Origin of the sequence: Persicitalea sp., assembly GCF_041751555.1 — a bacterium.
Classification (GTDB): domain Bacteria; phylum Bacteroidota; class Bacteroidia; order Cytophagales; family Spirosomataceae; genus Persicitalea.
In genome coordinates, this window is the sequence record NZ_JBGSXF010000544.1 from 1 (window position 1) to 24,089 (window position 24,089).

At 50.6% G+C, this 24,089-nt stretch carries 20 protein-coding genes, 2 tRNA genes and 1 pseudogene; 10 read left to right on the forward strand and 13 right to left on the reverse strand.

The window, feature by feature from the left end; genetic code table 11:
• Positions 1 to 441 (reverse strand): annotated as a pseudogene (locus ACEW8P_RS19550) (hypothetical protein); the annotation flags it as partial.
• 146 nt (positions 442 to 587) lie between these two features.
• Here ACEW8P_RS19550 and hemA point away from each other — a divergent pair.
• Positions 588 to 1,841, forward strand: coding sequence for a glutamyl-tRNA reductase (gene hemA / locus ACEW8P_RS19555; RefSeq protein ID WP_373514760.1), 1,254 nt, complete (start codon positions 588 to 590; stop codon positions 1,839 to 1,841).
• A gap of 90 nt (positions 1,842 to 1,931) precedes the next feature.
• Here the strand turns inward: hemA and ACEW8P_RS19560 are convergent, their stop codons facing one another.
• From ACEW8P_RS19560 to bshA, 3 genes are all read right to left on the reverse strand, one after another.
• Positions 1,932 to 2,876: a hypothetical protein gene (locus tag ACEW8P_RS19560; protein ID WP_373514761.1), complete on the reverse strand. Its 945-nt coding sequence runs from the start codon at positions 2,874 to 2,876 to the stop codon at positions 1,932 to 1,934.
• 3 nt (positions 2,877 to 2,879) lie between these two features.
• Positions 2,880 to 4,208 (reverse strand): NAD(P)/FAD-dependent oxidoreductase, encoded by a 1,329-nt coding sequence (locus tag ACEW8P_RS19565; protein WP_373514762.1) that lies wholly within the window; start codon positions 4,206 to 4,208, stop codon positions 2,880 to 2,882.
• Positions 4,209 to 4,286: 78 nt separating this feature from the next.
• Complete coding sequence (gene bshA, locus ACEW8P_RS19570; protein ID WP_373514763.1) at positions 4,287 to 5,432, reverse strand: N-acetyl-alpha-D-glucosaminyl L-malate synthase BshA; 1,146 nt, start codon at positions 5,430 to 5,432, stop codon at positions 4,287 to 4,289.
• A gap of 197 nt (positions 5,433 to 5,629) precedes the next feature.
• Here bshA and ACEW8P_RS19575 point away from each other — a divergent pair, with 197 nt between their 5' ends.
• Positions 5,630 to 6,505, forward strand: coding sequence for a geranylgeranylglycerol-phosphate geranylgeranyltransferase (locus ACEW8P_RS19575; RefSeq protein ID WP_373514764.1), 876 nt, complete (start codon positions 5,630 to 5,632; stop codon positions 6,503 to 6,505).
• 188 nt (positions 6,506 to 6,693) lie between these two features.
• Complete coding sequence (locus tag ACEW8P_RS19580; protein ID WP_373514765.1) at positions 6,694 to 7,389, forward strand: hypothetical protein; 696 nt, start codon at positions 6,694 to 6,696, stop codon at positions 7,387 to 7,389.
• Positions 7,390 to 7,453: 64 nt separating this feature from the next.
• Here ACEW8P_RS19580 and ACEW8P_RS19585 read toward each other — a convergent pair.
• The 3 genes from ACEW8P_RS19585 to ACEW8P_RS19595 form a co-directional block, all read right to left on the reverse strand.
• A tRNA-Leu gene (locus ACEW8P_RS19585) sits at positions 7,454 to 7,539 on the reverse strand.
• A 100-nt stretch (positions 7,540 to 7,639) separates the two neighbouring features.
• Positions 7,640 to 7,712: transfer RNA gene (locus ACEW8P_RS19590), tRNA-Gly, on the reverse strand.
• 113 nt (positions 7,713 to 7,825) lie between these two features.
• Positions 7,826 to 8,704 (reverse strand): UbiA family prenyltransferase, encoded by an 879-nt coding sequence (locus tag ACEW8P_RS19595; RefSeq protein WP_373514766.1) that lies wholly within the window; start codon positions 8,702 to 8,704, stop codon positions 7,826 to 7,828.
• Between the two features lie 165 nt (positions 8,705 to 8,869).
• Here ACEW8P_RS19595 and ACEW8P_RS19600 point away from each other — a divergent pair, with 165 nt between their 5' ends.
• The 4 genes from ACEW8P_RS19600 to ACEW8P_RS19615 all read left to right on the forward strand — a co-directional run bounded on the left by ACEW8P_RS19600 (position 8,870) and on the right by ACEW8P_RS19615 (position 15,778).
• On the forward strand, positions 8,870 to 9,994 hold the full coding sequence (locus ACEW8P_RS19600) for a type III polyketide synthase (RefSeq protein ID WP_373514767.1): 1,125 nt from the start codon (positions 8,870 to 8,872) through the stop codon (positions 9,992 to 9,994).
• Positions 9,995 to 10,152: 158 nt separating this feature from the next.
• Positions 10,153 to 14,145, forward strand: a complete 3,993-nt coding sequence (locus tag ACEW8P_RS19605; protein WP_373514768.1) for an AAA domain-containing protein — start codon at positions 10,153 to 10,155, stop codon at positions 14,143 to 14,145.
• A 68-nt stretch (positions 14,146 to 14,213) separates the two neighbouring features.
• Positions 14,214 to 14,660, forward strand: a complete 447-nt coding sequence (locus ACEW8P_RS19610; protein ID WP_373514769.1) for a YHS domain-containing (seleno)protein — start codon at positions 14,214 to 14,216, stop codon at positions 14,658 to 14,660.
• Positions 14,661 to 14,701: 41 nt separating this feature from the next.
• Positions 14,702 to 15,778, forward strand: coding sequence for a hypothetical protein (locus ACEW8P_RS19615; RefSeq protein ID WP_373514770.1), 1,077 nt, complete (start codon positions 14,702 to 14,704; stop codon positions 15,776 to 15,778).
• A 40-nt stretch (positions 15,779 to 15,818) separates the two neighbouring features.
• On the opposite strand, the gene ACEW8P_RS19620 is transcribed toward ACEW8P_RS19615, so the two are convergent.
• From ACEW8P_RS19620 to ACEW8P_RS19640, 5 genes are all read right to left on the reverse strand, one after another.
• Positions 15,819 to 16,691 carry a hydroxypyruvate isomerase family protein gene (locus ACEW8P_RS19620; RefSeq protein WP_373514771.1) on the reverse strand — a complete coding sequence of 291 codons (873 nt, stop codon included), beginning with the start codon at positions 16,689 to 16,691 and terminating at the stop codon, positions 15,819 to 15,821.
• A gap of 193 nt (positions 16,692 to 16,884) precedes the next feature.
• On the reverse strand, positions 16,885 to 17,583 hold the full coding sequence (locus tag ACEW8P_RS19625; RefSeq protein WP_373514772.1) for a DUF1080 domain-containing protein: 699 nt from the start codon (positions 17,581 to 17,583) through the stop codon (positions 16,885 to 16,887).
• A 132-nt stretch (positions 17,584 to 17,715) separates the two neighbouring features.
• Positions 17,716 to 18,429: an NRDE family protein gene (locus ACEW8P_RS19630; protein ID WP_373514773.1), complete on the reverse strand. Its 714-nt coding sequence runs from the start codon at positions 18,427 to 18,429 to the stop codon at positions 17,716 to 17,718.
• Positions 18,417 to 18,926 (reverse strand): DinB family protein, encoded by a 510-nt coding sequence (locus tag ACEW8P_RS19635; RefSeq protein ID WP_373514774.1) that lies wholly within the window; start codon positions 18,924 to 18,926, stop codon positions 18,417 to 18,419. The genes ACEW8P_RS19630 and ACEW8P_RS19635 overlap by 13 nt, the downstream gene beginning before the upstream one ends.
• A gap of 96 nt (positions 18,927 to 19,022) precedes the next feature.
• Positions 19,023 to 19,739: a hypothetical protein gene (locus ACEW8P_RS19640; RefSeq protein WP_373514775.1), complete on the reverse strand. Its 717-nt coding sequence runs from the start codon at positions 19,737 to 19,739 to the stop codon at positions 19,023 to 19,025.
• 120 nt (positions 19,740 to 19,859) lie between these two features.
• Between ACEW8P_RS19640 and ACEW8P_RS19645 the strand changes: the two genes are divergently transcribed.
• From ACEW8P_RS19645 to ACEW8P_RS19655, 3 genes are all read left to right on the forward strand, one after another.
• Entirely contained in the window at positions 19,860 to 20,492 is a 633-nt protein-coding gene (locus tag ACEW8P_RS19645; RefSeq protein WP_373514776.1) for a LysE family translocator, read from the forward strand.
• A gap of 85 nt (positions 20,493 to 20,577) precedes the next feature.
• Entirely contained in the window at positions 20,578 to 20,979 is a 402-nt protein-coding gene (locus ACEW8P_RS19650; protein WP_373514777.1) for an HIT family protein, read from the forward strand.
• Positions 20,980 to 21,464: 485 nt separating this feature from the next.
• Positions 21,465 to 22,667 carry a capsule assembly Wzi family protein gene (locus tag ACEW8P_RS19655; protein ID WP_373514778.1) on the forward strand — a complete coding sequence of 401 codons (1,203 nt, stop codon included), beginning with the start codon at positions 21,465 to 21,467 and terminating at the stop codon, positions 22,665 to 22,667.
• A gap of 30 nt (positions 22,668 to 22,697) precedes the next feature.
• Here the strand turns inward: ACEW8P_RS19655 and ACEW8P_RS19660 are convergent.
• On the reverse strand, positions 22,698 to 24,089 hold a 1,392-nt coding region (locus ACEW8P_RS19660; RefSeq protein WP_373514779.1), incomplete at its 5' end, for a capsule assembly Wzi family protein.

Sequence of the window (24,089 nt, forward strand, 5' to 3'; positions counted from 1 at the left end):
GTTTGGGAAGGAGAGGTTGTTGTGCGCCGCCGGCATGTTGTTCTCATCGATGTAAATCGCCGGGATTTCGTAGAAAGTATTGGCTTCGCGGATCATCTCCATGATGCCGTTCAGGTCTTCGTCGTAGTCGCTGTTGATGGCATAGCGCAACGACTCGGCAAAAAGCTTTACCTGTCTTAGTTCTCGTTCCTCCAGCTTGACAACCAGGTCGTTGGTATAAAAAAGTGAACCAAGACTAATCAGGAAAAGGTTGATGCCGATGATAATTTTGTAGGTATTCTTGCGCCCGTATGAATCTAGCAGCGAGCGTTTCAGCCGCAGACTTCTAAACCAGGAGGCAGACGACGATTCCTTCTTTTTCGGCTTGGGTTTTGCTTCGGTGGCTTGCTTCATATAATGAATGATCCCGCAAAGATCAGGGCAAAAAATGACGACGGTCATATTTCGCGGGCAGATTTCCTGTGAAATTAGCAGAAATTATTCAGAACAATTTATATGTCTTCTAAATAAACTTATACGCGGTAGCACCCGTTTCCTATTGTAAGTATTGTAACGTAAATTTGTTGCCGGAATTCAGATTGACCCCAATGTACCAACAGTTCAAGTCCGTAAGTATCTCGTACCGAACCGCTCCTCTGGAAATCAGGGAGCAGATTGCCCTAAACGAAGAAGAAGCCAAGGCGCTTATGCTGCGGTTGAAGGATTTCTTCGAGTTGTCCGACGTCCTCGTCGTGTCCACTTGCAATCGTACCGAGATTTATTACGCTTCTTCCAAAGATCTGAATGCCGAGTTGGTTAAATTGCTGCTCATCCAAAAAGGCATTGCCGACCCCACGTCCTTCCACGAGTACTTTGAGCATTACCGCATAGGGAAAGCCGCTGTACGACATTTGTTTGAAGTCGCCACCGGGCTGCACTCGCAGGTAGTAGGCGACATGCAGATTCCTAACCAGATCAAGCAAGCTTACCAATGGTCGGCAGATTTGCACATGGCAGGGCCTTTCCTCCACCGCTTACTGCACACGATTTTCTTTGCCAACAAGCGTGTAGCGCAGGAAACTTCCTTTCGTGACGGGGCCGCTTCCGTTTCTTACGCCGCTGTCGAACTAGTAGAGACTCTGGCGATTGCGCCTAAGATTCTTGTGGTGGGTTTGGGTGAAATTGGCGCCGATGTCTGCAAGAATTTGGCTCAGAAAGGCGACGCCGACATCACGCTCATCAATCGTACCCGCACCAAAGCCGACGCACTGGCTGCCAGCGGCGAATTCCGCGTGACGGATTTTGCCGATTTAGCCGCCGAGCTTTCCCGCGCCGACATCGTCATTTCTTCTATTCAGGCCGGACAGCCGTTTTTTACAAAAAAAATGGTGCAGGAACTGAATGGGTTGACGTACAAGTACTTTTTGGATCTGTCGGTGCCTCGCAGCGTGGAGCCGGAAGTGGAGCAACTACCCGGCGTGATGCTGTATAATATCGATACCATCCGTAGCCGCGCCAACGCCGCTCTGGCCCGCCGCCTGGAAGCCGTGCCTACCGTGGAGGACATCATCGACGAGTCGGTGGCAGAATTCAATGACTGGTCAAAGGAAATGGTCGTCTCGCCGACCATAAATAAATTGAAGAATGCATTGGAGCAAATCCGGCAGGAAGAAATGGCCCGCTTCACCAAGCAACTCTCCGAAGAAGAGGCCGCCAAGATGGACAAAATCACGTCCAGTATGATGCAGAAAATCATCAAACTACCCGTTCTGCAACTAAAAGCCGCCTGCAAACGCGGGGAAGCCGAAACACTCATCGACGTGCTGAACGATTTGTTTAATTTGGAGGCGGTTCGGCAGTAATTCTCTTCGTTTCTGGTTGGCTTTGTCGCGGATTGTGTTACTAACGCAATCCCCGCAGATTTACGGTTCCGTTCCCCAGCCTGGTGAACCTCACAGCCCCAACTCCTGATAAGAAATCAGCACGATAGCCGCTACGGCTAACCCCAATCCCCAGCGGTTCACTCCATTTAGCTTTTCCCGAAAAAATAGCCAAGCGGCTGCGGCTGAAGCCATCATGGTAAGGATATTGTAAATGGGAAAGACAAAAGCCGCACTATTGCCAAATGCGCCCAGGGCTTTGATCAAAAAATAAAAGGAGAGAAAATTGGGTACGCCCAGGATCAGTCCGCCGATCAGGCTGCGCCACGAAACTCTTTCGTGCCAAAATAAAACTCTGAATACTAACACTAAAGTACCGACGATCACCGCCCCGATACAGGAAATAACAGTAAAAAAAGCTTCTTCGCCCGGCTTATAAAAACTCATGCTCAAGTAGTTGATGAGCGTGTTATTGATACCCGCCGCCAGAAAAGTCAGCAAGGGCAGAGCCAGGACGAACCAAGGCAAGGAATTGCCGGGCGACGCTTCGCCGAGCGACGTCTCGCCGGGCGAAGCTCTACCTGCATTCTTTGGTTTTCTTTGAATCCCTCCTAGTGCTAATGCAACCAACGCCAGCAGTAGTCCGAGGTAGTTGAGGAGCGTGTAATCTTTGTTAGCGTTCTTGAAAACAAACAATCCGAATAGTACCGGAACTACCAGCGACATATTGGCGGCCAGCGAGGTGGCGGTCACGCTCACTTTCTGGGTAGTTTGACCAATGAGGACAAAGGCTGTGACAAACATCGTTCCCAACGCCAACGTGAGCAGGGTAGGGGTGGAAGTCCACTCGATTTCGCGGTATTTGGATAAATTAGGAGAAAGTGCCAGCCCCGTTACCACGCAGGCGTAGTAGTTAAAGGCAATGGCGTGAAAGGAATGTACCCCGTAGCGCGGAAATGCCCGCATGATGAGATAGAGGGCCACCGTGAACACTACGGCCAGCAGAAAGTAAAGCATGGGCTATTGTACTTTCTCCAAATCCCGTTGGTTTTCAGTTTCGGAAATGGCGATCGGCAATGGTTTTGGCTTGATGATGAGACGTAACGATTGGTCGTAGGTTATGTAGTTCCAGACCCAGTTAATGAATACCATGAGACGGTTCTTAACGCCGACAATGGACATCAGGTGAACGAACATCCAGACCAGCCAGGCAAAAAAGCCCTGAAATTTCCAAAACGGCAAATCCACTACGGCCAGGTTACGACCGACGGTAGCCATTGTTCCCAGGTCGCGGTATCGGAATGGTTCGTAGGCTTCCCCCTTTTGTTTTCGGATAATATTTTTGGCCAAATGTTTGGCTTGTTGAATAGCTACCTGCGCCAGCTGTGGATGGCCCTCGGGATTCTTAACATCGCCGCTCATGATGGCCACATCGCCCAGGGCGTACACGTTCTCGTATCCTTCCACCTGATTGAACGCGTTGACTTTCAGGCGACCACCCCTACCTAGTTTTTCGTCGCCGAATCCAGCAATCGGACAGGCGCGGATACCCGCGGCCCACACCAGATTTTTGGTCGGTAGTTTCAATCCCTCCTTAGTCGTAACCTGCTGACCGTCGAAGCCGTTCACGCGCTGATTGGCCACCACAGTCACGCCGAGTCTGTCGAGATACTCGCGGGCTTTGGCCGATGCTTCGTCCGACATGGCATCCAGCACTTCGTCACCGCCTTCCACCAGATAAATGTGCATGGCATCGAAGTTCAAATCAGGGTAGTCCTTGGGCAGAATGAAGCGTTTCATCTCGGCCAGCGTGCCGGACAGTTCCACGCCCGTCGGCCCGCCGCCGACCACCACTACGTTCATCAGTGCTTCGCGCTCCTCGGCCGTTTCGGCCGATACGGCATCCTCGAAATTTTGCAAGATGCGGTTACGAAGAGCCAGGGCCTCGCTGACTGACTTCATCGGAATGGCCTGTTCCTCGATTTCTTTCATTCCGTAGTAATTGGTATCAGCTCCGGTGGCGATGACCAACTCGTCGAAAGCAATGTTGCCCAAACCCGTTTCTATCGTTTTGCCATCGGGAAGCAGTCGTTTCACGTCCGTTACCCGAATGTGAACGTTCTTGCAGGATTGAAAAATCTTCCGCGTGGGAAAAGATATGGAGCTGGGTTCAAGCCCCGCCATTGCTACCTGGTAGAACAGCGGCTGGAACTGATGGTAGTTGTTGCGATCGATCAAAACTACCTGAATGTCACGTTTGGAAAGCTTCTGAGCAATCTCCAGCCCGGCAAAGCCAGCGCCTATAATGACTACTCTTTTCTTATCGGTATCGGGAATATTTGGCTTCATTTATTCAGTGGACAGTTGACAGTGGACAGTGGAAAGTTAATAGTTGAGGGCGGACAGTGAATCGCACTAATAGCACTGTCAAGTGCCAACTGTCAACTGTCCACTCTCTTCAAGTACTCGCTCATAGTACCTTTCATACATGGGCAAGATGCGGGTGATGTCGAATTCCTTGGCGCGGGCCAGGGCGTTTTCTTTGAACTTGGGCAGATTTTCGTCTTTCAAAATGACAATGGCATTTTTGACCATGTCGTCCACATCGCCGAGATTGCTTAGGAAGCCCGTGACGCCCTGCAGATTAAGTTCGGGCAGGCCGCCCACATTGGTGGTGATAAGGGGTACCTCACAAGCCAGTGCTTCCAGGGCTGCCAAACCGAAGCTTTCACTTTCGGAAGGCATCAGAAACAAGTCGGCAACAGAAAGTACTTCTTCGATGGCATCGAGCTTGCCCAGAAAGCGGACATCCGGGAATAAATCCAACTCCATGCACAACTTCTCGATGCGAGCGCGGTCAGGGCCGTCGCCCACCAGCAGCAACTTACTGGGTACCTGCTGGCGCAACTTGTGAAAGATCATAATCACATCGTCGATGCGCTTCACTTTGCGGAAGTTGGAGGTATGAACGATTAGCTTCTCACCATTGGGGCAAATCGCCAATTTGAAGTGATCTTTTTTCTGCCGTTTGAAACGCTCGAGGTCAATGAAATTGGGGATAACTTCGATGTCCTTCGTCACGGCGAAGTGGCGGTAAGTGTCATTTTTCAGAAACTCTGACACCGCTGTGATACCATCCGACTGATTGATACTGAATGTTACGACGGGTTCGTAGGAAGAATCCTTACCCACCAACGTGATGTCGGTACCGTGCAGCGTAGTAATGACCGGGATATGGATGCCCTGCGTCGCCAGAATCTGCTTGGCCAGAAATGCCGATGAGGCGTGCGGGATAGCGTAATGCACGTGCAGCAGATCCAGTTTCATGTACTTGGCCACGTGCACCATCTCGCTCGACAGCGCCGACTCGTAGGGCGGATACTGAAACAGCGGATAAGCCGGAATATTCACCTCATGGTAGTAGAGATTTTCATTAAAAAAATCCAGCCGCTGGGGCTGGGAGTATGTGATGAAGTGAACCTGATGGTCCACTTTGGTGAGGGCCTTGCCAAGTTCGGTGGCCACTACGCCACTGCCTCCGAAGGTGGGGTAACAAACAATGCCTATTTTCATAATGGAAAAGGATGGGACACCTGCGGAAAGGCGATTTTTTCGTGCAAAGTGAGAACTCGTTGGTTTGATTTCGGCTTACTAACACCAAAACCACTCATTTTTATTCCAAACCATCCGATAAAGATTTTGTTCCGCCCCGTGCCTTATCTTTATCGAGTCGTTTATCGTTATCTTCGGTATTATAAAATTCCGTTCCCGTGTCCCGCTCGTCTAAGTTTACCTATCGGCAATATCTTGCGGGTTTTCTGCGGCTCATTCGCCTGCCGAACCTGCTGATGCTGGTACTGACGCAATACCTTACCCGCCTTCTGCTGGTAGGGCCACGTGGCGATTGGCGGCAGATCCTCGCCGATCCCAGAATGCTGGTACTGAGCCTGGCCACAGTTTGTATCGCGGCGGCGGGCTATATCATTAACGATTACTTTGACGTCAAGATCGACATCGTCAACAAGCCCGAGCGGGTGGTCATCGGGCGCTACCTGAAACGGCGATGGGCCATGGGAGCGCACCAGTTCTTCAATGTGGCGGGTGTGCTGCTGGGGCTATTGGTGAGCAAATGGATCTTCCTGATCAACGTCTTCTCGGTCACACTGCTGTGGTTTTATTCGGAGCGCTTCAAGCGTACTACGCTGGTTGGGAATCTGGTCGTGTCGCTGCTGACAGCCCTAGCCGTGGCGGTAGTGGCGGTAGTTTATCCCGAAAACAGAAAACTGGTTTTCATTTATGCTGTTTTTTCCTTTTCCATCACACTAATCCGAGAAATCATCAAAGACATGGAAGACGTGCGTGGCGATGCATCTACCGGTTGTCGCACTCTGCCCATCGTCTGGGGTATCAGGCGCACTAAGATCGTCGTCTACATCCTGGTCGCCGCCTTTATTTCCACCCTCTACTTAATGGCGCATTCGCTGGACAACCTTATGCTTGCCTGGCTATTCACTGCGCTGCTGCTTCCCATCGCGTGGCTGGTCTATCGGCTGGTCTTCGCCGATACGCGCCGCGAATTCTCCCGATTAAGTACCCTCTGTAAGTTCATCATGCTGTTGGGGCTGGCAACGATGCTTTGGGCGTAGCTAATTTGGAATTAGCGAATGTCGGAATGCCTTTTCAAAAACTGAAAACCGCAATGCCAACCTTTATTCCAGCATTTCGATATGCTCAGTCGAAACTACCGTTTACTGGATTGTGGTTGCTACAGCGGACTGAGATGGCTATATTTGGGTATAAAGTTTAGTTTCAACAAAATACACTCTACTATTTCATGAAAAAATTACTCGCATTTGCCATTCTGCTTTTTACTCTGTCCCCGCTAGCCCTCCGCGCCCAGGAGTGCATGGGCGTTTCGTTGAAACAGGGCAGCGGCTATGAGCTACTAAGCTACGATGCCAAGGGCAAAGAGAACGGCCGAATGATCTATAAAGTAAAAAAAGTCAGCAAAGACGGCCCGGACACGGTTATCGAAATGGACCTGGAAACATTCGACAAAAAGGACAAATCTCAGATGACCAATACCTTTACCATGCGTTGTAATGGTAACGAAATGCACCTGGACGCCAGTTCGATGATGCCCCAGGGACAAGGCAAGCAGTTTGAGAGTTTCGACATGACCTTCACTTCCAAGGATATAATTTATCCCGCCAATCTATCGGTGGGTCAAACCTTGCCCGACGGCTCGCTGCACGGGGAAGGTGCGGCCGGACCGATGTCGATGACGATGGATACCGAGTTCGTTAACCGAAAGGTGGAAGGACGCGAGAAAATCACCGTTCCCGCCGGAACCTTCGACACGTTCAAAATTACTTCCGATATGAACATCAATATGAAGAGCGTGATGAAGATGAATATGGAATTCAGCACTGTTTCTTACCGCTCCCCTAAAATACTGTGGGATGTCAAAACCGAAAACTACCGAAAGGGCAAACTTATGGGAACTACGGTATTGAGCAAGATTCTGTAATTGGCATCCAATTCAGATTTCAAGAAAAAAGGCCACCCAAATCGGGTGGCCTTTTTCATTTTAGTACCGGGAACGGGGGTCGAACCCGTACGAGCGTTTCGGCTCACAGGATTTTAAGTCCTGCGTGTCTACCAATTCCACCATCCCGGCATTATGGTGTAGTACGGACGGTTCGGCGTACCGACGCCCGTATGGAAACTACCACGCCTGAGAACAAGAAAAGCACCCTTTGAAGGTGCTTGCTTGTCTGAGCAGAAGACGAGGTTCGAACTCGCGACCTCAACCTTGGCAAGGTTGCGCTCTACCAGCTGAGCTACTTCTGCGTGTCCTTTTTCTAAAAAGGTGATGCAAAAGTAGAGGTTTAGCCTATTGTACGCAAGTACTAGCTAGAAATTTTCCAGAATATTTTTTAACAAAAAAAATAACGAATTGGTAATCAGAAGGTAGAAAAGCACAGAATGCCAAAAAACAAGTTGAGGCCCAAACTTGCCAATACGTTCATCCGCATGGTATGACGGAAATTAGCGGCGGCGACGTTCTGGCGCACCATTATCCACCAGTAGCCAAAGTACCCCAGCACGGGTCCCATGCAAAGTGTGAGCGCGATCAGGCTATTGCTCGAGCCGAAATTCAAAAAGTAGTACAAAAACCCCGCAAACGACAGCGCGAAGAAAATGGCCGCGTTCAAAAAAGTACCTTCGATTCCCACCATCCGGCTGTACGTGAGGTCACCGCGCCGGGCGTCTTCCTCGTGCTGATAGACTTGGGTAAGCGGGTACACCGCCCACAGGTTAGATGTGCAAATAAGGGGGGGTAAAAGATTTTTTAGCGAAAAAAGACTTGAAACTTCTGCCTGGCTGATTACTTGTACAGTAGCCATATACGTAAAGGCACCTTGGAACAAGCCTACGACCAACCAGCTCAGAAGCGGATATTTTTTTAGCCGGATGGCCGGGTGGCTATATGCTTTGGAGATCGCTCCGTAAATAACAAGGTAGAGTATAAAGCTTGTACCGAGGCCCACCCACCAGGCGACAATGATGGCAGCAATGTCGAGCGCCCAGGCAGTAGCAAGTAGCCCAATGCTGACGGGAGGCGGTACTTCGAGCATTCCGATGCTACCTTCGTCTTTATCGTAGTAGCTGTTGTAGGCGTTGCTCGCCGGGTACAGAAGAAGGTGAATGAGCGCAAATGCCCACCACGTTCGGCCCGTCGCTCCGTTGGTGCTCAGATTGGTCTGACTCAATGCGAACAGGAAAACGGGTAGTAGAAAGACGGAAAAAGGAATGCGCAGGTGGAGAAGTATATTCCTCATTGTAAAGCTGAAATGAAAATTTGAAGCAACTTGCCACGCATTTAGGGCGTAAATTGATTGTACTACCTGCTGTTTGCGCCCGAATCGAACCTATTGAGCCGGAAGTAGTTTATGGTTCGTATATCTTCGGGTGAAATTAGCTACTTTTCGATAAAAAAGAATCGCGTGACCATACAACCGGGCGTTCGCGCCTATCTTACTGCCTTGGGAACAGCCGTTCCCGACCATCGCTTCGATCAAAAACGCATCGCCGATTTTATGGCCAAAGCCATGAACTTGAACTCCGACGGCGAACGCCGATTGAGGGCATTGTACCGCAGCACCCGCATCAAACAGCGCTATTCTGTCCTGCCTGACTATGGCCTGACCAACGGCGAATTCACCTTCTACCCCAACACCCCCGGTCTCGAACCTTTCCCCACCGTGCAGCAGCGCATGGCGGCTTACCGTCAGTACGCCGTGCCATTGGCCGAAAAAGCACTGAAAAACTGCCTGGCCGACAGTGCTGTAAAGCCTGCCGAAGTCACGCACCTCATTACGGTGAGCTGCACAGGCATGTATGCGCCTGGCCCCGATATCGAGTTAATCGATCGGCTCGGTCTGCGAAGTTCGGTGCATCGCATTGCCGTCAATTTCATGGGCTGCTATGGCGCGTTCAATGGGTTGAAGGCGGCGGCGGCGTTAGTAAAGTCCGATCCCGACGCTAAGGTACTCATGGTCTGCGTGGAATTATGCACGCTGCATTTCCAGAAAAAAGACGAAGAGGATCACCTTTTGGCCAATGCGCTTTTCGCCGATGGTGCGGCAGCGATCTTGATGGAAGGCAGGGTAGGGGAAGCCGAAGGCAAATCCGCTTTGGAAATAATAGACTTTGCCTGTGAGGTATTGCCCGATGGCAAAGATGACATGGCCTGGCACATCAATGATTTTGGCTTCGAGATGAAACTCACCTCCCGTGTCCCGGACGTGCTGAAAACGGGCTTACCTGCTGTTCTTGAACGCATCACCCACGCCCAGGGCATTGCGCCCGAAGACGTCAACCTGTTTGCGATCCATCCCGGCGGGCGGCGCATTCTGGAAGTAGTAGAGCAAGTACTTGGCCTGACCCATGAAGACAACGCCGCCGCCTACCAAACCCTCAGCGAGTATGGTAACATGTCGTCGGGTACCATTCTGTTCGTTCTCAAAAGACTCTGGGAACTCAACCACCAATCTACTGGCGCTTTGATTTTTGCCAGCGCCTTCGGACCAGGCCTTACGGCGGAGACGGCGCTTTTGAAGATCGTGTAGTTAGGTGGCATTGTCTTTTCGGTTAAGGGTTAATCGGTTAAAGGTTAATGTGTTAGTACTATGGAATAACAGTTTAGAATAATGGGCAGGATTAATCAGAACTATTTTGGAATTATACTATGGGCCTTTAACCGTTTAACCGTTTAACCCTTTGACCCTTGACCCCCCTTCTTAAAACTTACCTCAAACGCCTTACCAACCTTAGTAGCCGAAACAAGTCTTTGCTACTAAACCGCTTATCGGCGGAGCAGTTTTTGGATTTGCACGAGGTAGATTTCTTGCTCAGCAAAGCTTCTTTCGAAATTCTCAATCAGTTGATCCAGCGGAAAAGTCGTATCCCGATTTGTGATGCGCAGGATCCGCGCTTTGATAAAGTCAATGATGTCAGCAAAAGACTCCGGCGGATTGCCCGCACGGAGCGTTTCATTGAGGAGGAGCGCGGGGCGCGGGATCTGTACGTGGGCTACCCGTTTGTTAGGGGAAAGTTTGCTGACGGCTCGGTTGTGCACGCGCCTCTGCTTTTTTTTCCGGTCACGCTGCGGCTCGACCGGGAACAATGGTGCCTTTTCGGTCGCGACGACGCCGAGATTAGCCTGAACCGCAGTTTTGCCCTGGCTTATGCGCAGTTCAACGAGGCCCAAATTCCCGATGAGGTTTTGGAAAAGAACTTTGAGGATTTTCCTAAAAATGCGCTGGAATTTCGCACCGCCTTGTACGAATGGCTGAAAGAATCGCCCTTTCGGCTCAATTTCAACCAGCATCTTTTTGAGAACACCTTGCAGTCTTTCGAGACACTGAAAAGCAGCGATTTGCAGGCGCTTGAAAAGAACGGTGAGTTGAAGCTGTACCCCGAGATGGTGCTGGGTATTTTTCCGCAGGCGGGTTCTTACCTCGTGCCGGATTATAATTATTTATTGCAGGAAGTGGAGCAGAATTCTTTTTCGGTCCCACTCTTTGATCTTGAAAAAGACGGCGGGGAGAATTTTGAGCCCCAAATTAATATTGTTCAAAATCAAATACTCCGCGAGGAACAAATCCTGGCGCCACTACCCGTAGACTGGTCGCAGGAAAATGTTATTCGGCTCGTGAAGCAGGGCGAGTCGGTGGTAGTACAGGGGCCGCCCGGCACGGGAAAGTCGCAATTGATCTGCAACCTGATGGCTGATTTTGCCGCGCGGGGCAAGCGCGTGCTGTTGGTTTGCCAAAAGCGCGCTGCTCTCGATGTGGTGCATCAGCGTCTGCAGACACTGGGACTCGGGCCGTTTACAGCCTTGATTCACGATTTTCGTAACGACCGCGCCGAACTCTACCGCCAAATCGCCGCGCAGATCGAGAAAGTGGAAGAGTATCAAACTCTCAATCAGAGCCTGGATGCCGTTTTTCTGGATCGGGAATTTACCAAAAATAGCCGTCTGATCGACCAGACGGTGAAGGAGTTAGAAGAATTCCGAACCGCGCTTTTTGACGGAACCGAGAGCGGACTTTCCGTAAAAGAACTTTACCTGTCGTCTGATCCCGAAGGCCCACGCGTAGACTTGCGGGCGTACTACCGAACTTTCCCGCTCCACGAAGTTGACGATTACTGCCGCCGCCTGAGTAGTTACGCGACCTACAACCAAAAGATTTCCCTACAGCATGCATGGTACGAACGTCGAAGTTTTGCGAACCATGGGCTCGGCGATTTGCGACGGATGGAAGAAGTACTGGCTGCCTGGCCTCCCTTTTTTCAAGCACAAAAAGAGCATTTTGAAAAAACATCCGGCGCAACGTTCTCCCTCGATTTTATTGCTGATAAAGCTGAAAGTAAAGAGCGGATCGGAGACTTGGCTGCGCTAACTTCCGACGCTGGAACTTTCCGGCTATTCCAACGCTACCTTACCGACCAGCAGCCCGCGACTGGTCGCCTGGCGTTCGTACGGCAAGTGACGGACACACTGGAAGGCTGGCGGACGGATGGAAACAGGATTGAAAGTACATTGGCCAAACCGGAGTTAGCGACCTTTCGAGCGCAGTTGGCAAAAGCAATTTCCGCCAAAACTTCAACGGTAAAGGGACAATGGTGGGAATGGTTCGGAAAGGAAAAAGCCGCCGTTACGGAAGTTGCCAGGAACAACGGGCTAAGTATCCGACTCGAAGATTTGCAAAGGCTGGAAGTACGACTCAACAATCGACTGGAATTGGAGAAGTGGCTGGAAAGCCCGTTTCTGAACTTTCAGCCGAGTGACATAGATAATGATTTGCCCTTTGAAGAAGGATATTTAATATTTTTCCAAGAGGCGGAGCGGGCGGCGGATGCTGTGCTGAGAATTCATCTGGAACCTTGGGAAAGGGTTTTGACCACAATGGCTTTGCAACTACCTTCCGTAGGTACTTTTCGGAAAGTGCTTCAGGAACTCCTCGATTGGTTGAGCCAATGGCAGCTCCAGGGAGATGCGATGTTAGCCTTCCTGACCGAAGGTCAATGGCAGAAACTTTTGTCACAGCCCACCAACTACGCAAACCAGCTTCGTGAAGCCCTGCGCTCCGACTTCGACTCGCTGGTAGAAATGGACAGAATTGCGAATGGCTTTTCACCAGGCGAAGATGAAGTCACGGCTTTGGTTATGGATAAAATAAAAGAGGAAGACGCTTCGGCGGAAACGGTGGTCTCGGTCTTCGACAACAGTCTGCGCCTGGCCTGGATCGAACATATCGAGGATAAATTCCCTACGCTGCGGGCGGTGTCGTCGCTGAAAATGGGCGAATGGGAGCAGCAACTGCAAGCGGCCATTGAGCGCAAGCAAAGTCTGAGCCGCGACATCACGCTTATGCAGTTGCGGGAGTTTACTTACGCCCACATCGAGAAAAACCGCCTGGGCAATCGAACGACCTACCGTGAACTTGCCCACCAAACTACCAAAAAGCGCAACATCTGGCCGATTCGAAAGGTAGTTGAATCCTATTCTGACGAGGTCTTCCGGCTAATTCCCTCCTGGATGGCATCACCCGAGGCGGTTTCGACGCTCTTTCCGATGGAAGCGGGGGTGTTCGATTTGGTGATTTTTGATGAAGCTTCGCAGTGCTACGCCGAGTACGGACTACCCGCCGCTTATCGGGGCAAGCAAATTGTCGTGACGGGCGACAGCAAACAACTACCCCCCAGCGATTTGTACCGTGTCCGCTACGAAGACAGCCCCGAGGACGAAGTACCCGTAGCCACCCAAATTGATTCTTTGCTAGATTTGGCCGCTCAATCACTCACGCAGCGACAATTGACGGGCCACTACCGGAGTAGTTCGCTGGATCTAATCGACTTCTCCAACCAGCATTTCTACAAAAACACCCTGCGCCTGCTGCCCGACTTCGAGCGCGTCAACGACGCCGAGCCGGGAATTCACTATTTGCACGTGGACGGAATTTGGGAGAGAAATACCAACCCCATTGAAGCGCAGCGGGTACTTGAACTGGTTCGAGAATTGTCGGACAGCAAACTGAGTGTGGGAATCGTCACCTTCAATTTCCACCAACAGCAGTTGATTCAGGATTTATTCGAAAAAGAAAAAATAACGGCAGAAGGACTTTTTGTAAAAAACATCGAAAACGTACAGGGCGACGAGCGCCACGTCATCATTTTCTCCATCGGCTACGCCCCCGATGAACATGGTAAGCTGGCGATGCAATTTGGTACTTTGAACACGCAGGGCGGCGAGAATCGTCTTAATGTAGCTGTGACGCGGGCTCGGCAACGGGTTTATGTCGTAACAAGCCTGTTTCCTAACCAACTACGCGTCGAGCAGACCGCCAATGCCGGGCCAAAACTCCTGAAAGCCTACTTACAATACGCTCTCGACGTATCGGAAGGCCGCTACCGCCCACAGCCTGCGCCTAATCCCGACTACCGCAGCACATGGCTCTTGAAAGACCAAATCGCCAGACTGAATCCCGACTACCAAAAGGAACTTCCCTTTGCCGATCTCACTCTGCGGCCAAACGTAGCCTACGAAGGCCTGTTGCTAACCGACGATGACCTGTATTTCGGTAGTCCGTCGGTTAAGGAACCACACGCCTATCTGCCTATGATTTTACGGGCGAAGCATTGGCCCTTCCACCGTGTGTACAGTCGGCAATTCTGGCAGAGTAGCAGAGACACGATTTATCGCGTAAAGGGGTAGAGATTCGCAACCGTGCTCCCTGATCCGACGTATAAAGATTATAGTTTTCGATCAACACCCAATTAATCATGGAAGCAAAATCCATCGCCTTACTATTTTTCCTGTTCGTAGCATTCGCTTGTACCGCCCAGAAACCCGATCAGAATCTTAAAGAGGGCCTGGCCATCCAAGGCTACGACCCGGTAAGCTATTTTAATGGCAAGCCGATGGAGGGAAAAAAGGAACTCTCGAAGCAGTATAAGGGAGCTACTTACCGGTTTGCCACCGCGCAGAATCGGGATGAGTTTGCGAAAAGTCCCGATAAATACGCTCCCGAATACGGCGGTTGGTGCGCTTATGCGATGGCCGAAGGCGATAAAGTGAGCATCGACCCTGAGACTTACAAAATCATCGATGGCAAACTGTACCTGTTCTACCACACGCTTTTCAGCAACACCCTAAAAAAGTGGAACGAGGACGAGTCGGACCTGCACCAAAAAGCCAACGCTGCCTGGCAAAAGATTCACAATAATTAACGAAGCTGTCATTCATCCTTCATCACTCATCATTATATACCGTGTCTCGCTTCCTCACAAAAATTTTCCGTTACGAATTCTGGCCCTTCGGATTCTTCTACATCCCACCGCTGGTTTACTGGACATTGCTCTCTTTGAAAAAGCGCTCTTTTATGCACTTCACGGCGGTTAATCCGGCTATTCCGGCCAGTGGTTTTTTTGGTGAATCCAAGAATGAGATTTTCGCCCTAATCGACGATAAGTACTTGCCCACCACGCGTTTTATCGCGGCGGGTACTGCCTACGAGGGGGTCATGGAATTCCTGCACGACAGCGAGATTACCGCACCATTTATTTTGAAACCCAACGTGGGCGAACGCGGCGATCAGGTCACTAAAATCACTTGCGTCGAAGAATTGCGGAAATACGTGGGCAAGGGGCTAGTCGAAGATTGTATCGCGCAGGAATATGTCGAGTCATTGCTGGAATTTGGCGTAATGTACGCCCGACGACCCAGCGAATCGCGGGGACGCGTGACCTCCGTGACCCAGAAGGAATTTTTGCATGTGCGCGGCGATGGCTACGCCACGGTGCGCGAGCTGCTGGAAAAAAACCTCCGCGCCCGCATGGCCCGCGAAGCCCTGGCAGCCCGCATGGGTGACACGCTGGATAAGGTGCTGACCAGAGGTACTTACGAGTGCGTGCAGCCCATCGGTAACCACTGCCTTGGAACCGCTTTCCTGAATGCCAATTATCTTATCGATGAGCGGCTTCACGATGTTTTTAATAAAATCGCCAACGATATTCCCGGCTTCTACTACGGGCGGTTCGACCTGCGCGTCAACTCGTTGGAAGATTTGTACGCCGGAAAAGTCAAGATTTTAGAATTGAATGGTATCAGTTCCGAGGCGGGACATATTTATGATCCCAAGTACAATATCTTTAAGGCCTACCGTGACATTTTTCGGCACATGCGGCTGGTGTCCGATATTGGCCTTGAGAACGTTGCTCTTGGTATAAAGCCGCTGAAATTCAAAGATTTGTTAAAGACCACCAAGGAGCATTTCTCCGGTGTACGGCCAAAAGAAGAGGTAGTAACGCCTGCTCCCAAACAAGAAAGATCCGCGCCAAAACCATAAACTGGTTTCAACGCGGACTTTTATTTCATCGCATCCCTTTCTACACATCGCAAATCGCTACCCCTTCCTGTAACGAAGTGAGCGGGTCACGCTTAGGAATGAACTCCTGCGCCACGTAGCCTTTGAATCCTGTGGCCAGAATGGCTTTCATAATGGCCGGGTAGTACAGTTCCTGCGTTTCGTCGATTTCGTTTCGGCCTGGTACGCCACCCGTGTGGTAGTGATTGATATACTGGTGGTTGTCCTGAATCGTACGAATGACGTCGCCCTCCATGATTTGCATGTGGTAGATGTCATAAAGCAGTTTGAAGTTATCGCTGCCCACGCGCTTGCAGAGTTCCACGCCCCAGTTGGTGCGGTCGCACATGTAGTCGGGGTGGTTGACCTTGCTATTGAGAAGTTCCATCGTCATCGTGACCTTATGCTTTTCGGCGGACTTCATCAGGCGTTTCAGCCCGATGGCGCAATTTTCCAGACCCTGCTCGTCGCTCATGCCGTGGCGGTTGCCCGAAAAACAGATCACCTTATCGAGTCCGGCGTTGGCTAGTTTTGGGAAAATGGCCTCGAAACTTTCTACGAGTTCGTCATGTAGTTTGAGATCATTGAAGCCGTTGACGATACCCTTGCCCGCGCCTTGTGGCATAGCCGAGGTCAGGTCGTATTTTTTCAGAATCGGCCATTCATTGGGGCCCGTAAGTTCTATAGAGGTCAGACCGATTTTCTTGGCGGCTTTGCACAGATCCTCGAATTCGATCTTGCTGTAGCACCAGCGGCACACCGAGTGGTTGACGTTTCCGCTCAATCCAACGGCCTTGTCGGCCGCGCCCAGGCGCTCGCCAAGCGAGTCCGCTACAGGTAGCCCTACGGCCAGCCCGGCCATTTTCTTTACCATGTCTCTTCGGTTGGTATTCATTTTGTTTGTTCGTTTAGTCGGTTATTTGTTTAAGTGGTTAGTTGCTTGGAGGGCAAATTATTGATGTGAAGAATTGTAATCTTTTAGATAAAAAAATTTTAACTTCTCCTCTCTTCCAGACTCGCGTCAAAGTTTGGGAAAATTTAAACAACTATACGTCTCCACGGGCGGCCCCGTCCACAACTAAACCAAACTATAATTCCCTCACCCGAATATTACGGTACCAGACTTTGTCGCCGTGGTCTTGCAGAGCAATGGAGCCTTTGTCGAAGGTACCGAATTCTTTCCACTGCTTGAACTTGCTATTGGCGACCATCTGAGTCCATTGTGAGCCTCGTGTGGGGAAATCCACCAGTTTCTTACCATTGAGCCAGCTTTCACCTTTACCGTCTTTGATGACAATTCTAGCCTTGTTCCATTCTCCGGCCGGTTTTACAACCGTGGTGTCGTTGGGGGGAATCAAATCGTAGAGCGCCCCGGCTTTATGATTGCCTGTTTTCCCGGCAAAGGAATCAGGATGACGCTTGTCGTCGAGTACCTGAATTTCCGGCCCTGTTGTGTAGGGGCAGCAATAGTCGGCACCTTCCTTGACGTGGTACATGATGCCGCTGTTGCCCCGCTCGCTGATCTTCCATTCCAGTTCCAGTTCGAAGTCCCCGTATTCTTTTTCAGTCAGCAGATCACCGCCTTTCTTTTCCATAAGTACCATTGCGCCATCTTCCACTTTCCAGCCTGTGATCGGCCCGCCTTTCCACTTCTTCCAGCCATCGAAGTTCTTACCGTTAAATAACGTTTCCCACTTTCCCTTTTCTGGGTTCGGGGTAAATGACGCCATCAGTCCCGATAGGCCAAGGGCCAGGAAGGCGGCAAAAAGAGATTTTGTTGATTTCATGTGTTTTGAATAATGATTTGATAATTACACGGCAAGAAACGACAATAGGACATAGCTATTGTCAATCCTTTCCAAGCAAAAGGTAGTTTGTAGCAGGATTTACCCAAAAGGGAAAGCCGGAAGATAGTTATTTCAGGAAAGTTGGAGAAGGTACTCTCCTTCGTGCAGGAAATCTTGATAAAAGATGCTTATTTCGCTCTGCTTCCCTTGGATCTGGGTGAGGGAGACCGTCTTCAAACTACCCCGGTTGACCCGCAGGTCATTGGTCGGATCGCCTTTCCCGGCGGAAATATGAAAATCGATTATCTGAGCCGCTTCGTCTGTGTGCGGTGTCGTCAGCCACGCCTGGAACCAGCCCTCGCGCTCCCGAACTACCGCTTCGGAGTAAAGCGTCACCGACGACCAGATGCGCGGTGAATCCGGCGGCAAACATTTGAGATGCGCCTCCGTACCATTCCAGCAAACTTCGTGTAGCGTATTCACTGGCTCTTTGGATTCTACCATGACGAGCGTAAAGGGTTCGACGCCCGAAAAATCATATCGAGCGGCAAAAGCGTGGGGTGAGTCGTAGGAGAAGGCGTCCAGCAGTACCAGTCCCCGGCTGCGGCGGTAGGGCGGGCGGTGAACGTGTTTCTGAAAGGCACCATTGAGCAGACAGAGCGTGAGGCGCTCCGTCGTGGCAATCCAGGTGCCCCCGGCCTGTGGGTCTTTAGGGAAAGTAATGAGCTGCTCCCCGATCAGGTAGCGACGGGGCGGAACGGCGGCAGGCCGCCGTATGCTCTCGTCGCGGTTGGAAGTCAGGACAAAGCCACTGCCAGTGTCAGGTAGGTAAGTTACGACGCACATGCAGTTTCGCGGTGTTGACGGGTGGAGTATGCGACCCCGAACGAACCGGGCAGGACAATATGGGGTAAGTGATGGGACACGGCCATCTTGACAATCGCCATATGATGCACGGCGTGCTCGATCAGATACACCAACTCGCGGGCCAGCGACGTAGGTACCAGCGCTCCATCGGTATCGCCGTAAATGGCCCGGAGTTGTAAAGGTTGATCGGTATGCCAGTTAGCTACTCCCTTGCTGAGTTCGCCCAGGATTTGCCGGGTGTAAATGAGGTCATTCTCCAATCGGTGATTGCGCTCGCGGTCGTCATAGTTCACAGTGCCACCGTCTATCTGCCGACTTAGACAAATGTAGAATTCGATGACGTGGCGGAGGTGTTGACCTATGCTACTACCCTGCAAAATGGGCAAACTATCTGAATAGGAAGCCTTTTCCAGGTGATTTAGCAGGATCTGGAGCTGAGCGATAATTTCGCGGGTAGTTGCGTGCAGTTGAGTCATGTGGAAGGGTATAAGATACTTGCTGACCGCACTCGGTATCTTCTATTGACAATTGGAAACAGAATATTCACCTAACCTATCGGATATTTATTTGTTTTATTTAGCAAAGGGTGAAAATGACACCGCGACCATCGGCAATAGCGATTTGTAGCGGAAGCGGTCATTGTCAAAGGTCAACTTGCGGTCGGTTGTGTATTCTACAAAATTAAAACTCAGTCCGGCCCGTACTGCCACCCGGTCGCTGAACCAGTAGCGAGCGTACAATTCGGAGTTCAGGTTTCCCAGATCATTGTCACTCACCAACAAGAGGTTGAAAGCGGTAGGTTTTGCAGTCTGTACGGAATTATCGAGCGTCATCGACTGGGAAGCCGAGTGAAAACGTCCCGTCTGCTGCGCCCCAAAGGAAATACCGATTGCGTCGATATTGAAGCCGAGCTCGAAACGCTTTGAAAACGCAAATTGCAGATTGATGACCGCGTTCAGGGCATTTGACTGCACCTTATTCAGCGTGAGGGTGTCAAAATTGGAGAGAATATCGTCGGTAAACATAACCGCCGGGCCAGTTTTGCCGGAGGTAAGCTTGGCCGGAGCCGTTACTAATTCGGTACTTTTGCCGGCAAATCCGGTGTAGCGAACGCCCCAGCCAATCTTGAAACGGCCGCCGTAAAGATTTTGGTAAGAAAGGGCCAAAGACCCGCCGTTGCCTGCCGCCAGGGCGACATCCAGATATTTTTGCCGACGAGGACCTTCATATTGGGCGAAGACACTACCCGAAATTAGCGCGGTAAGGAGGAAAATTGATAAAGTTCGCATGAAAAATTGGCGTAAAAATGATAGCTTATAGAAAAAAATGAGCGTTTGCCTTCCGACTCACGACTTAACTACGAAAAGAAACGGGGGGCGGGTTGCTTTCCTGGCTAGAAAAAAGTTTAAATGGAAGAATTAAAGCCTCTTTTGCTCTTCGGCGTCACGCTGGTAGTGAGTTTCGTCGGGTCGTTGCAATTAGGTCCGGCTAACTTGGCTGTGATTCACACTAGTCTCACCGAAGGACCGTCGGCTTCGTGGCGTACGGCGTTGGGCGGCGCCTTACCCGAATTACTTTACGCCGGACTCGCAGCCTACACCATCGTTAGTCTGCAAGGGGCGTTCGAATGGCACTACTCGTCTTGGGTAGTCAATACAGCCCTACTGTTGATAGGGTGCTATTGGGTTGTCCAGAAAACTACGCCTATAAAGGATGATTTGAGCAATCCTGCTACCAACCACCGCGCGGCCCTGCTGCGTGGTTTGGTTGCAGGATTGCTCAATCCCCAGCTTTATCCTTTCTGGGTACTGATTTTAGCCGGATACCGCAACTACCCGCTGCTGTCGGTACAGACAATTGCCGAATCGGCTGGATTCGCAGCGGGAGCAGTAGTGGGCGCCTTCGGATTGCTTGGGCTGGTCGCCTGGCTGACTGACCGCTACCGCGAAAATATCGCCCGGAAACTAACCAGATGGCCCATTCAGCGTATTTTAGGAGGCATGCTCATTATCTTGGCTGTCATCGGATTTGCCAGGCTATGAATTTCCGGCGAAATTGGTTGTGGAAGTAAAAGAACTACCTTTATTTCTATCTTCGCCGAACCAAGAGTTCTCTGATCTTTTTCTCATGTCAATCTTTTCAAAAATCGTCGCGGGCGAAATCCCCTGTCACAAAATAGCCGAATCGCCCGATTATTTAGCTTTTCTGGATGTCAATCCCGTGGTTAAAGGACACACGCTGGTCATCCCGAAAAAAGAAGTCGATTATATTTTCGATCTCGATGACGAACTCTACACCGGACTGATGCAATTTGCCAGGCGAATCGCCACGGCTATAGAGGCGGCTGTTCCGTGCAAGCGCATTGGTGTCAGCGTCATCGGGCTGGAAGTACCACATGCTCACGTTCACCTCATTCCGCTGAACCGGATGGCAGATATGGATTTTGGCCATAAAATAAAGATGTCGGCCGAAGAGCTGGCGGAGTTGGCGGGGAAGATTCGTGAGAAGGTGGAAGGAAATCGCTTTTAAGATAATGACTACCTTTGAGAAGCACTCTACTCCTGGTCAGCCGTTTATAAATCATTGAAAAACCCTGGCTCACCAAATTTACTCTACTAGGCGCAAGTCCATCACTCCCTAGATTAGGGCTGGTGAAAGTATTTTATTCGCTTAGACTTATGATTCATCTCTATAACTTTTCCCCACTAATCTCTCTTGCCGATAAGATATGGATTAGAGTCGCCATTGTTGTTATGGTATGGTGCATTTCGTATCAGGCAGTAGCGCAGAAACCACAAATTAGTTCTCATATCGAGCTGGGAGGATATGCATCCGGGAGTACCAAAACTCCCTTTTGGTTACGGGCTAATCAGTGGGGGAGGGTTCCTTTGGAAAGCCCCACTGGAACTGCTCGACTAGGAGTTCACTTCCAAACACCCCAAACCTACCCAGATACCGCTCTCCATAAGTCTCGGCTCAGTATAGCATTAGGGACGGAAGCCGTACTGAACCTTTTGCCTCGTCAGGCTGATCAGTACCTTCTGCCCGAAGCCTATATTAAAATCAACTGGAAGCATTGGGGGTTAATGGTGGGTCGCGAACGCCGAATCATTGGTATTGTAGATACCACACTAACTTCAGGTTCCTATTCTTGGTCAGGCAATTCACTTCCCGTCCCGATGGTTCGTCTCAGTGTAGAAGATTACATTCCTTTGGGTATTTTGAAGAATATTATTTCATTCAAAGGCTCTTACGTGCATGGTTGGTTCAATGTCCCTTACATTCAGGGTGCTTACCTCCACCAGAAAACTTTTTACGGGCGCTTGGGTAAACCCGAGGGGAGGTTTCATTTTCAGTTTGGCCTGGCGCACAGCGTTACTTGGGGCGGTTCCGCCGACTACCTACGCGACAGCCCCGTGGCGGTCAATGGCAAGTTGACCACTAATTTTGGCGATTACGTATGGGGTGTGGTACTTGGAAAGATTCCCAGGGATAAAATGAATAGTCGGTTTACCATGTTCGATGGTACGAACCGTGTGGGAAACCACGTGGGGCATTATGACATGGCCCTGGACTGGAAAATCAAAAAAACAAGTTTCCTGTTCTATCGGCAGCACCCCTTCGAGGATGCTTCCGGCTTACAGTTTCAAAATCTGCCGGACGGCCTGTACGGACTCAGCATACGAAGGGGCGATGAACCACCTTCATTCGTCAGTGTAAAGAAATTCGTGGCAGAATTTCTTTATACCAGAAACCAATCCGGGCCAGTTTTCGACCCGGCAGCCCGCTATCAGGGGAGGGACGACTACTTCAATCATGCTCAGTACAGGCAGGGGTGGTCTTACCTTAATCATGGAATGGGTACTCCTTTCATTCCACTAGGAGAAGGAACAAGACAGGAGGTCTATGCCGATCGCGAATTCTTCCCAACGAACCAAACCAAGTTGATCCATTTGGGTGTCGAACTGCTGTTGGCCAAGAAAATACGCCTATTGGCTAAATATTCGTCAGGTATGAACTTCGGCACGTTCAATGTCCCATTCTTAACTCCCGTCAGACAACAATCTTCTTTGTTATCACTTGATGCTCCGTTGTTTTCCGGGGGTAATACCAGAATAAAGGCTCAGCTTGCTTACGACAAAGGCGGATTGTACCCAGAATCGCTGGGTGGGTATCTTGGATTTAGGTCCAGTTTCAGCAAGCGGAAAGATCGATAGTCCTTCTAGCCGCGCAAATTCCTTGGGCCATTATCGCCAAAGGTAATTGGGGCGAATGGCTGACGGGGGAGAACCGAACTCCTTTCTCAGGGAGAACATAACGCCGACGGAGTTGGGATACAGGCCACCGTAATCAGTGGCAACGGATCCCTTGGCGATCATGCCCCCCAGCCAGTCGATGCGGGTTTGCAGCGCGACCAATCCTGAAAATTGATAAACCGTGTTTGCAAAAGGCAGATCATATACGCCCTTGTTACTGGAAACGGAGAGTTTTGACATCCATTGAGTTCGGCGCAGCAGGTCGCCCTGCAATCCCAGATGAAAAGCCCACACCCGATTGTTGCTGGTAAAGGCATCTGCGTAATTCGGGTATTTCCAAATGGTTTGAGAGGTGGGAGGGATGAACGGAGTACCAATGGCACGATCGCAATAAGACCAGCCGTCCCGTACCTGGGTATTGTTGAAATAATTATCTTTACCACGCTTTTTATCTTCATTCATAATGAAACTCGGTCCTCCCTGACTTTTGGTATAAAGCCCTTCAAAAACCAATTCTTTAAATGAGAAACCGCCCGTGTCTGCATTTTTTCGGCGAATCCGAACGCCATTCAGCCCGTCTGAGATATTAGTGAGGTAGTACAGAGAACCGTCTTCGTAAATATTCTGGCGATAGAAGAACCAGTTGGCATTGGAACCGTCAATTTCAAAAGCCAGGTCAATGGTGCCCAGATGGTTACCGACCCGATTCATGTTGTCAAAATCGGTAGCGCCCAGAGTGTCAATCCGATTACGCCCAAAAATAACTTTGAAATAATTTTTTAAGCCCTTGGGCATCTGGCCGTTGATGGTTTCGTAGGGCGATTTACCCCCCCACTGTACCTGATGGTTGAAACCTGCGTAAAGTTTGAATTTACCGCCTGGGCGGCCCAAACGCCCGTAAAATTGCTTCTGGTGAAGTTTTAACTCGCTGGTGACGGGACGAGTACCTTCAAACCAACCATCGGAATAACTGCCCAATACCGAAAACCACCCCTGGGTAAAAGGTACTGCCGTGAAGCGTGTCAGGCTGAGCTGGATACGAGGGATGGGCAAGGCGTTACCTGACCAGATGTAAGAACCCATTCCCAGTGTGGAGTCGGCCAGGCCAAACCATTGCTTTCGACGACCCGCGAAAAGTTCCAAATTTCCGTAGCGAATCGAGCCATAAGCCTCGGGAAGCAAGATCTGTGAAGAGCCCCCCAGGTTGATCACGGTTTCAGCCCCGACCTCGGCCTGCCAGCGCGGCGATAACCTGGAGGTAGTATGCTGCCGACGCCATTCACTGATCGAGTCGTGCTGCCCCAGGTTCCAGATTTTAGCCCCCCCACCCCGCATCGTCAGTGCCGTACCCGTACGGGGCACTGTACCGAATTGATTGGCCTG

Excerpts from the sequence above, each read along its gene's own strand:
- ACEW8P_RS19640 (WP_373514775.1), bottom strand. The coding sequence starts at position 19,739 with ATGCGAACTTTATCAATTTTCCTCCTTACCGCGCTAATTTCGGGTAGT.
- ACEW8P_RS19560 (WP_373514761.1), bottom strand. The coding sequence starts at position 2,876 with ATGCTTTACTTTCTGCTGGCCGTAGTGTTCACGGTGGCCCTCTATCTC.
- ACEW8P_RS19635 (WP_373514774.1), bottom strand. The coding sequence starts at position 18,926 with ATGACTCAACTGCACGCAACTACCCGCGAAATTATCGCTCAGCTCCAG.
- ACEW8P_RS19625 (WP_373514772.1), bottom strand. The coding sequence starts at position 17,583 with ATGAAATCAACAAAATCTCTTTTTGCCGCCTTCCTGGCCCTTGGCCTA.
- ACEW8P_RS19610 (WP_373514769.1), top strand. The coding sequence starts at position 14,214 with ATGGAAGCAAAATCCATCGCCTTACTATTTTTCCTGTTCGTAGCATTC.
- ACEW8P_RS19580 (WP_373514765.1), top strand. The coding sequence starts at position 6,694 with ATGAAAAAATTACTCGCATTTGCCATTCTGCTTTTTACTCTGTCCCCG.
- ACEW8P_RS19630 (WP_373514773.1), bottom strand. The coding sequence starts at position 18,429 with ATGTGCGTCGTAACTTACCTACCTGACACTGGCAGTGGCTTTGTCCTG.
- ACEW8P_RS19645 (WP_373514776.1), top strand. The coding sequence starts at position 19,860 with ATGGAAGAATTAAAGCCTCTTTTGCTCTTCGGCGTCACGCTGGTAGTG.
- hemA (WP_373514760.1), top strand. The coding sequence starts at position 588 with ATGTACCAACAGTTCAAGTCCGTAAGTATCTCGTACCGAACCGCTCCT.
- ACEW8P_RS19595 (WP_373514766.1), bottom strand. The coding sequence starts at position 8,704 with ATGAGGAATATACTTCTCCACCTGCGCATTCCTTTTTCCGTCTTTCTA.
- ACEW8P_RS19620 (WP_373514771.1), bottom strand. The coding sequence starts at position 16,691 with ATGAATACCAACCGAAGAGACATGGTAAAGAAAATGGCCGGGCTGGCC.
- bshA (WP_373514763.1), bottom strand. The coding sequence starts at position 5,432 with ATGAAAATAGGCATTGTTTGTTACCCCACCTTCGGAGGCAGTGGCGTA.
- ACEW8P_RS19565 (WP_373514762.1), bottom strand. The coding sequence starts at position 4,208 with ATGAAGCCAAATATTCCCGATACCGATAAGAAAAGAGTAGTCATTATA.
- ACEW8P_RS19650 (WP_373514777.1), top strand. The coding sequence starts at position 20,578 with ATGTCAATCTTTTCAAAAATCGTCGCGGGCGAAATCCCCTGTCACAAA.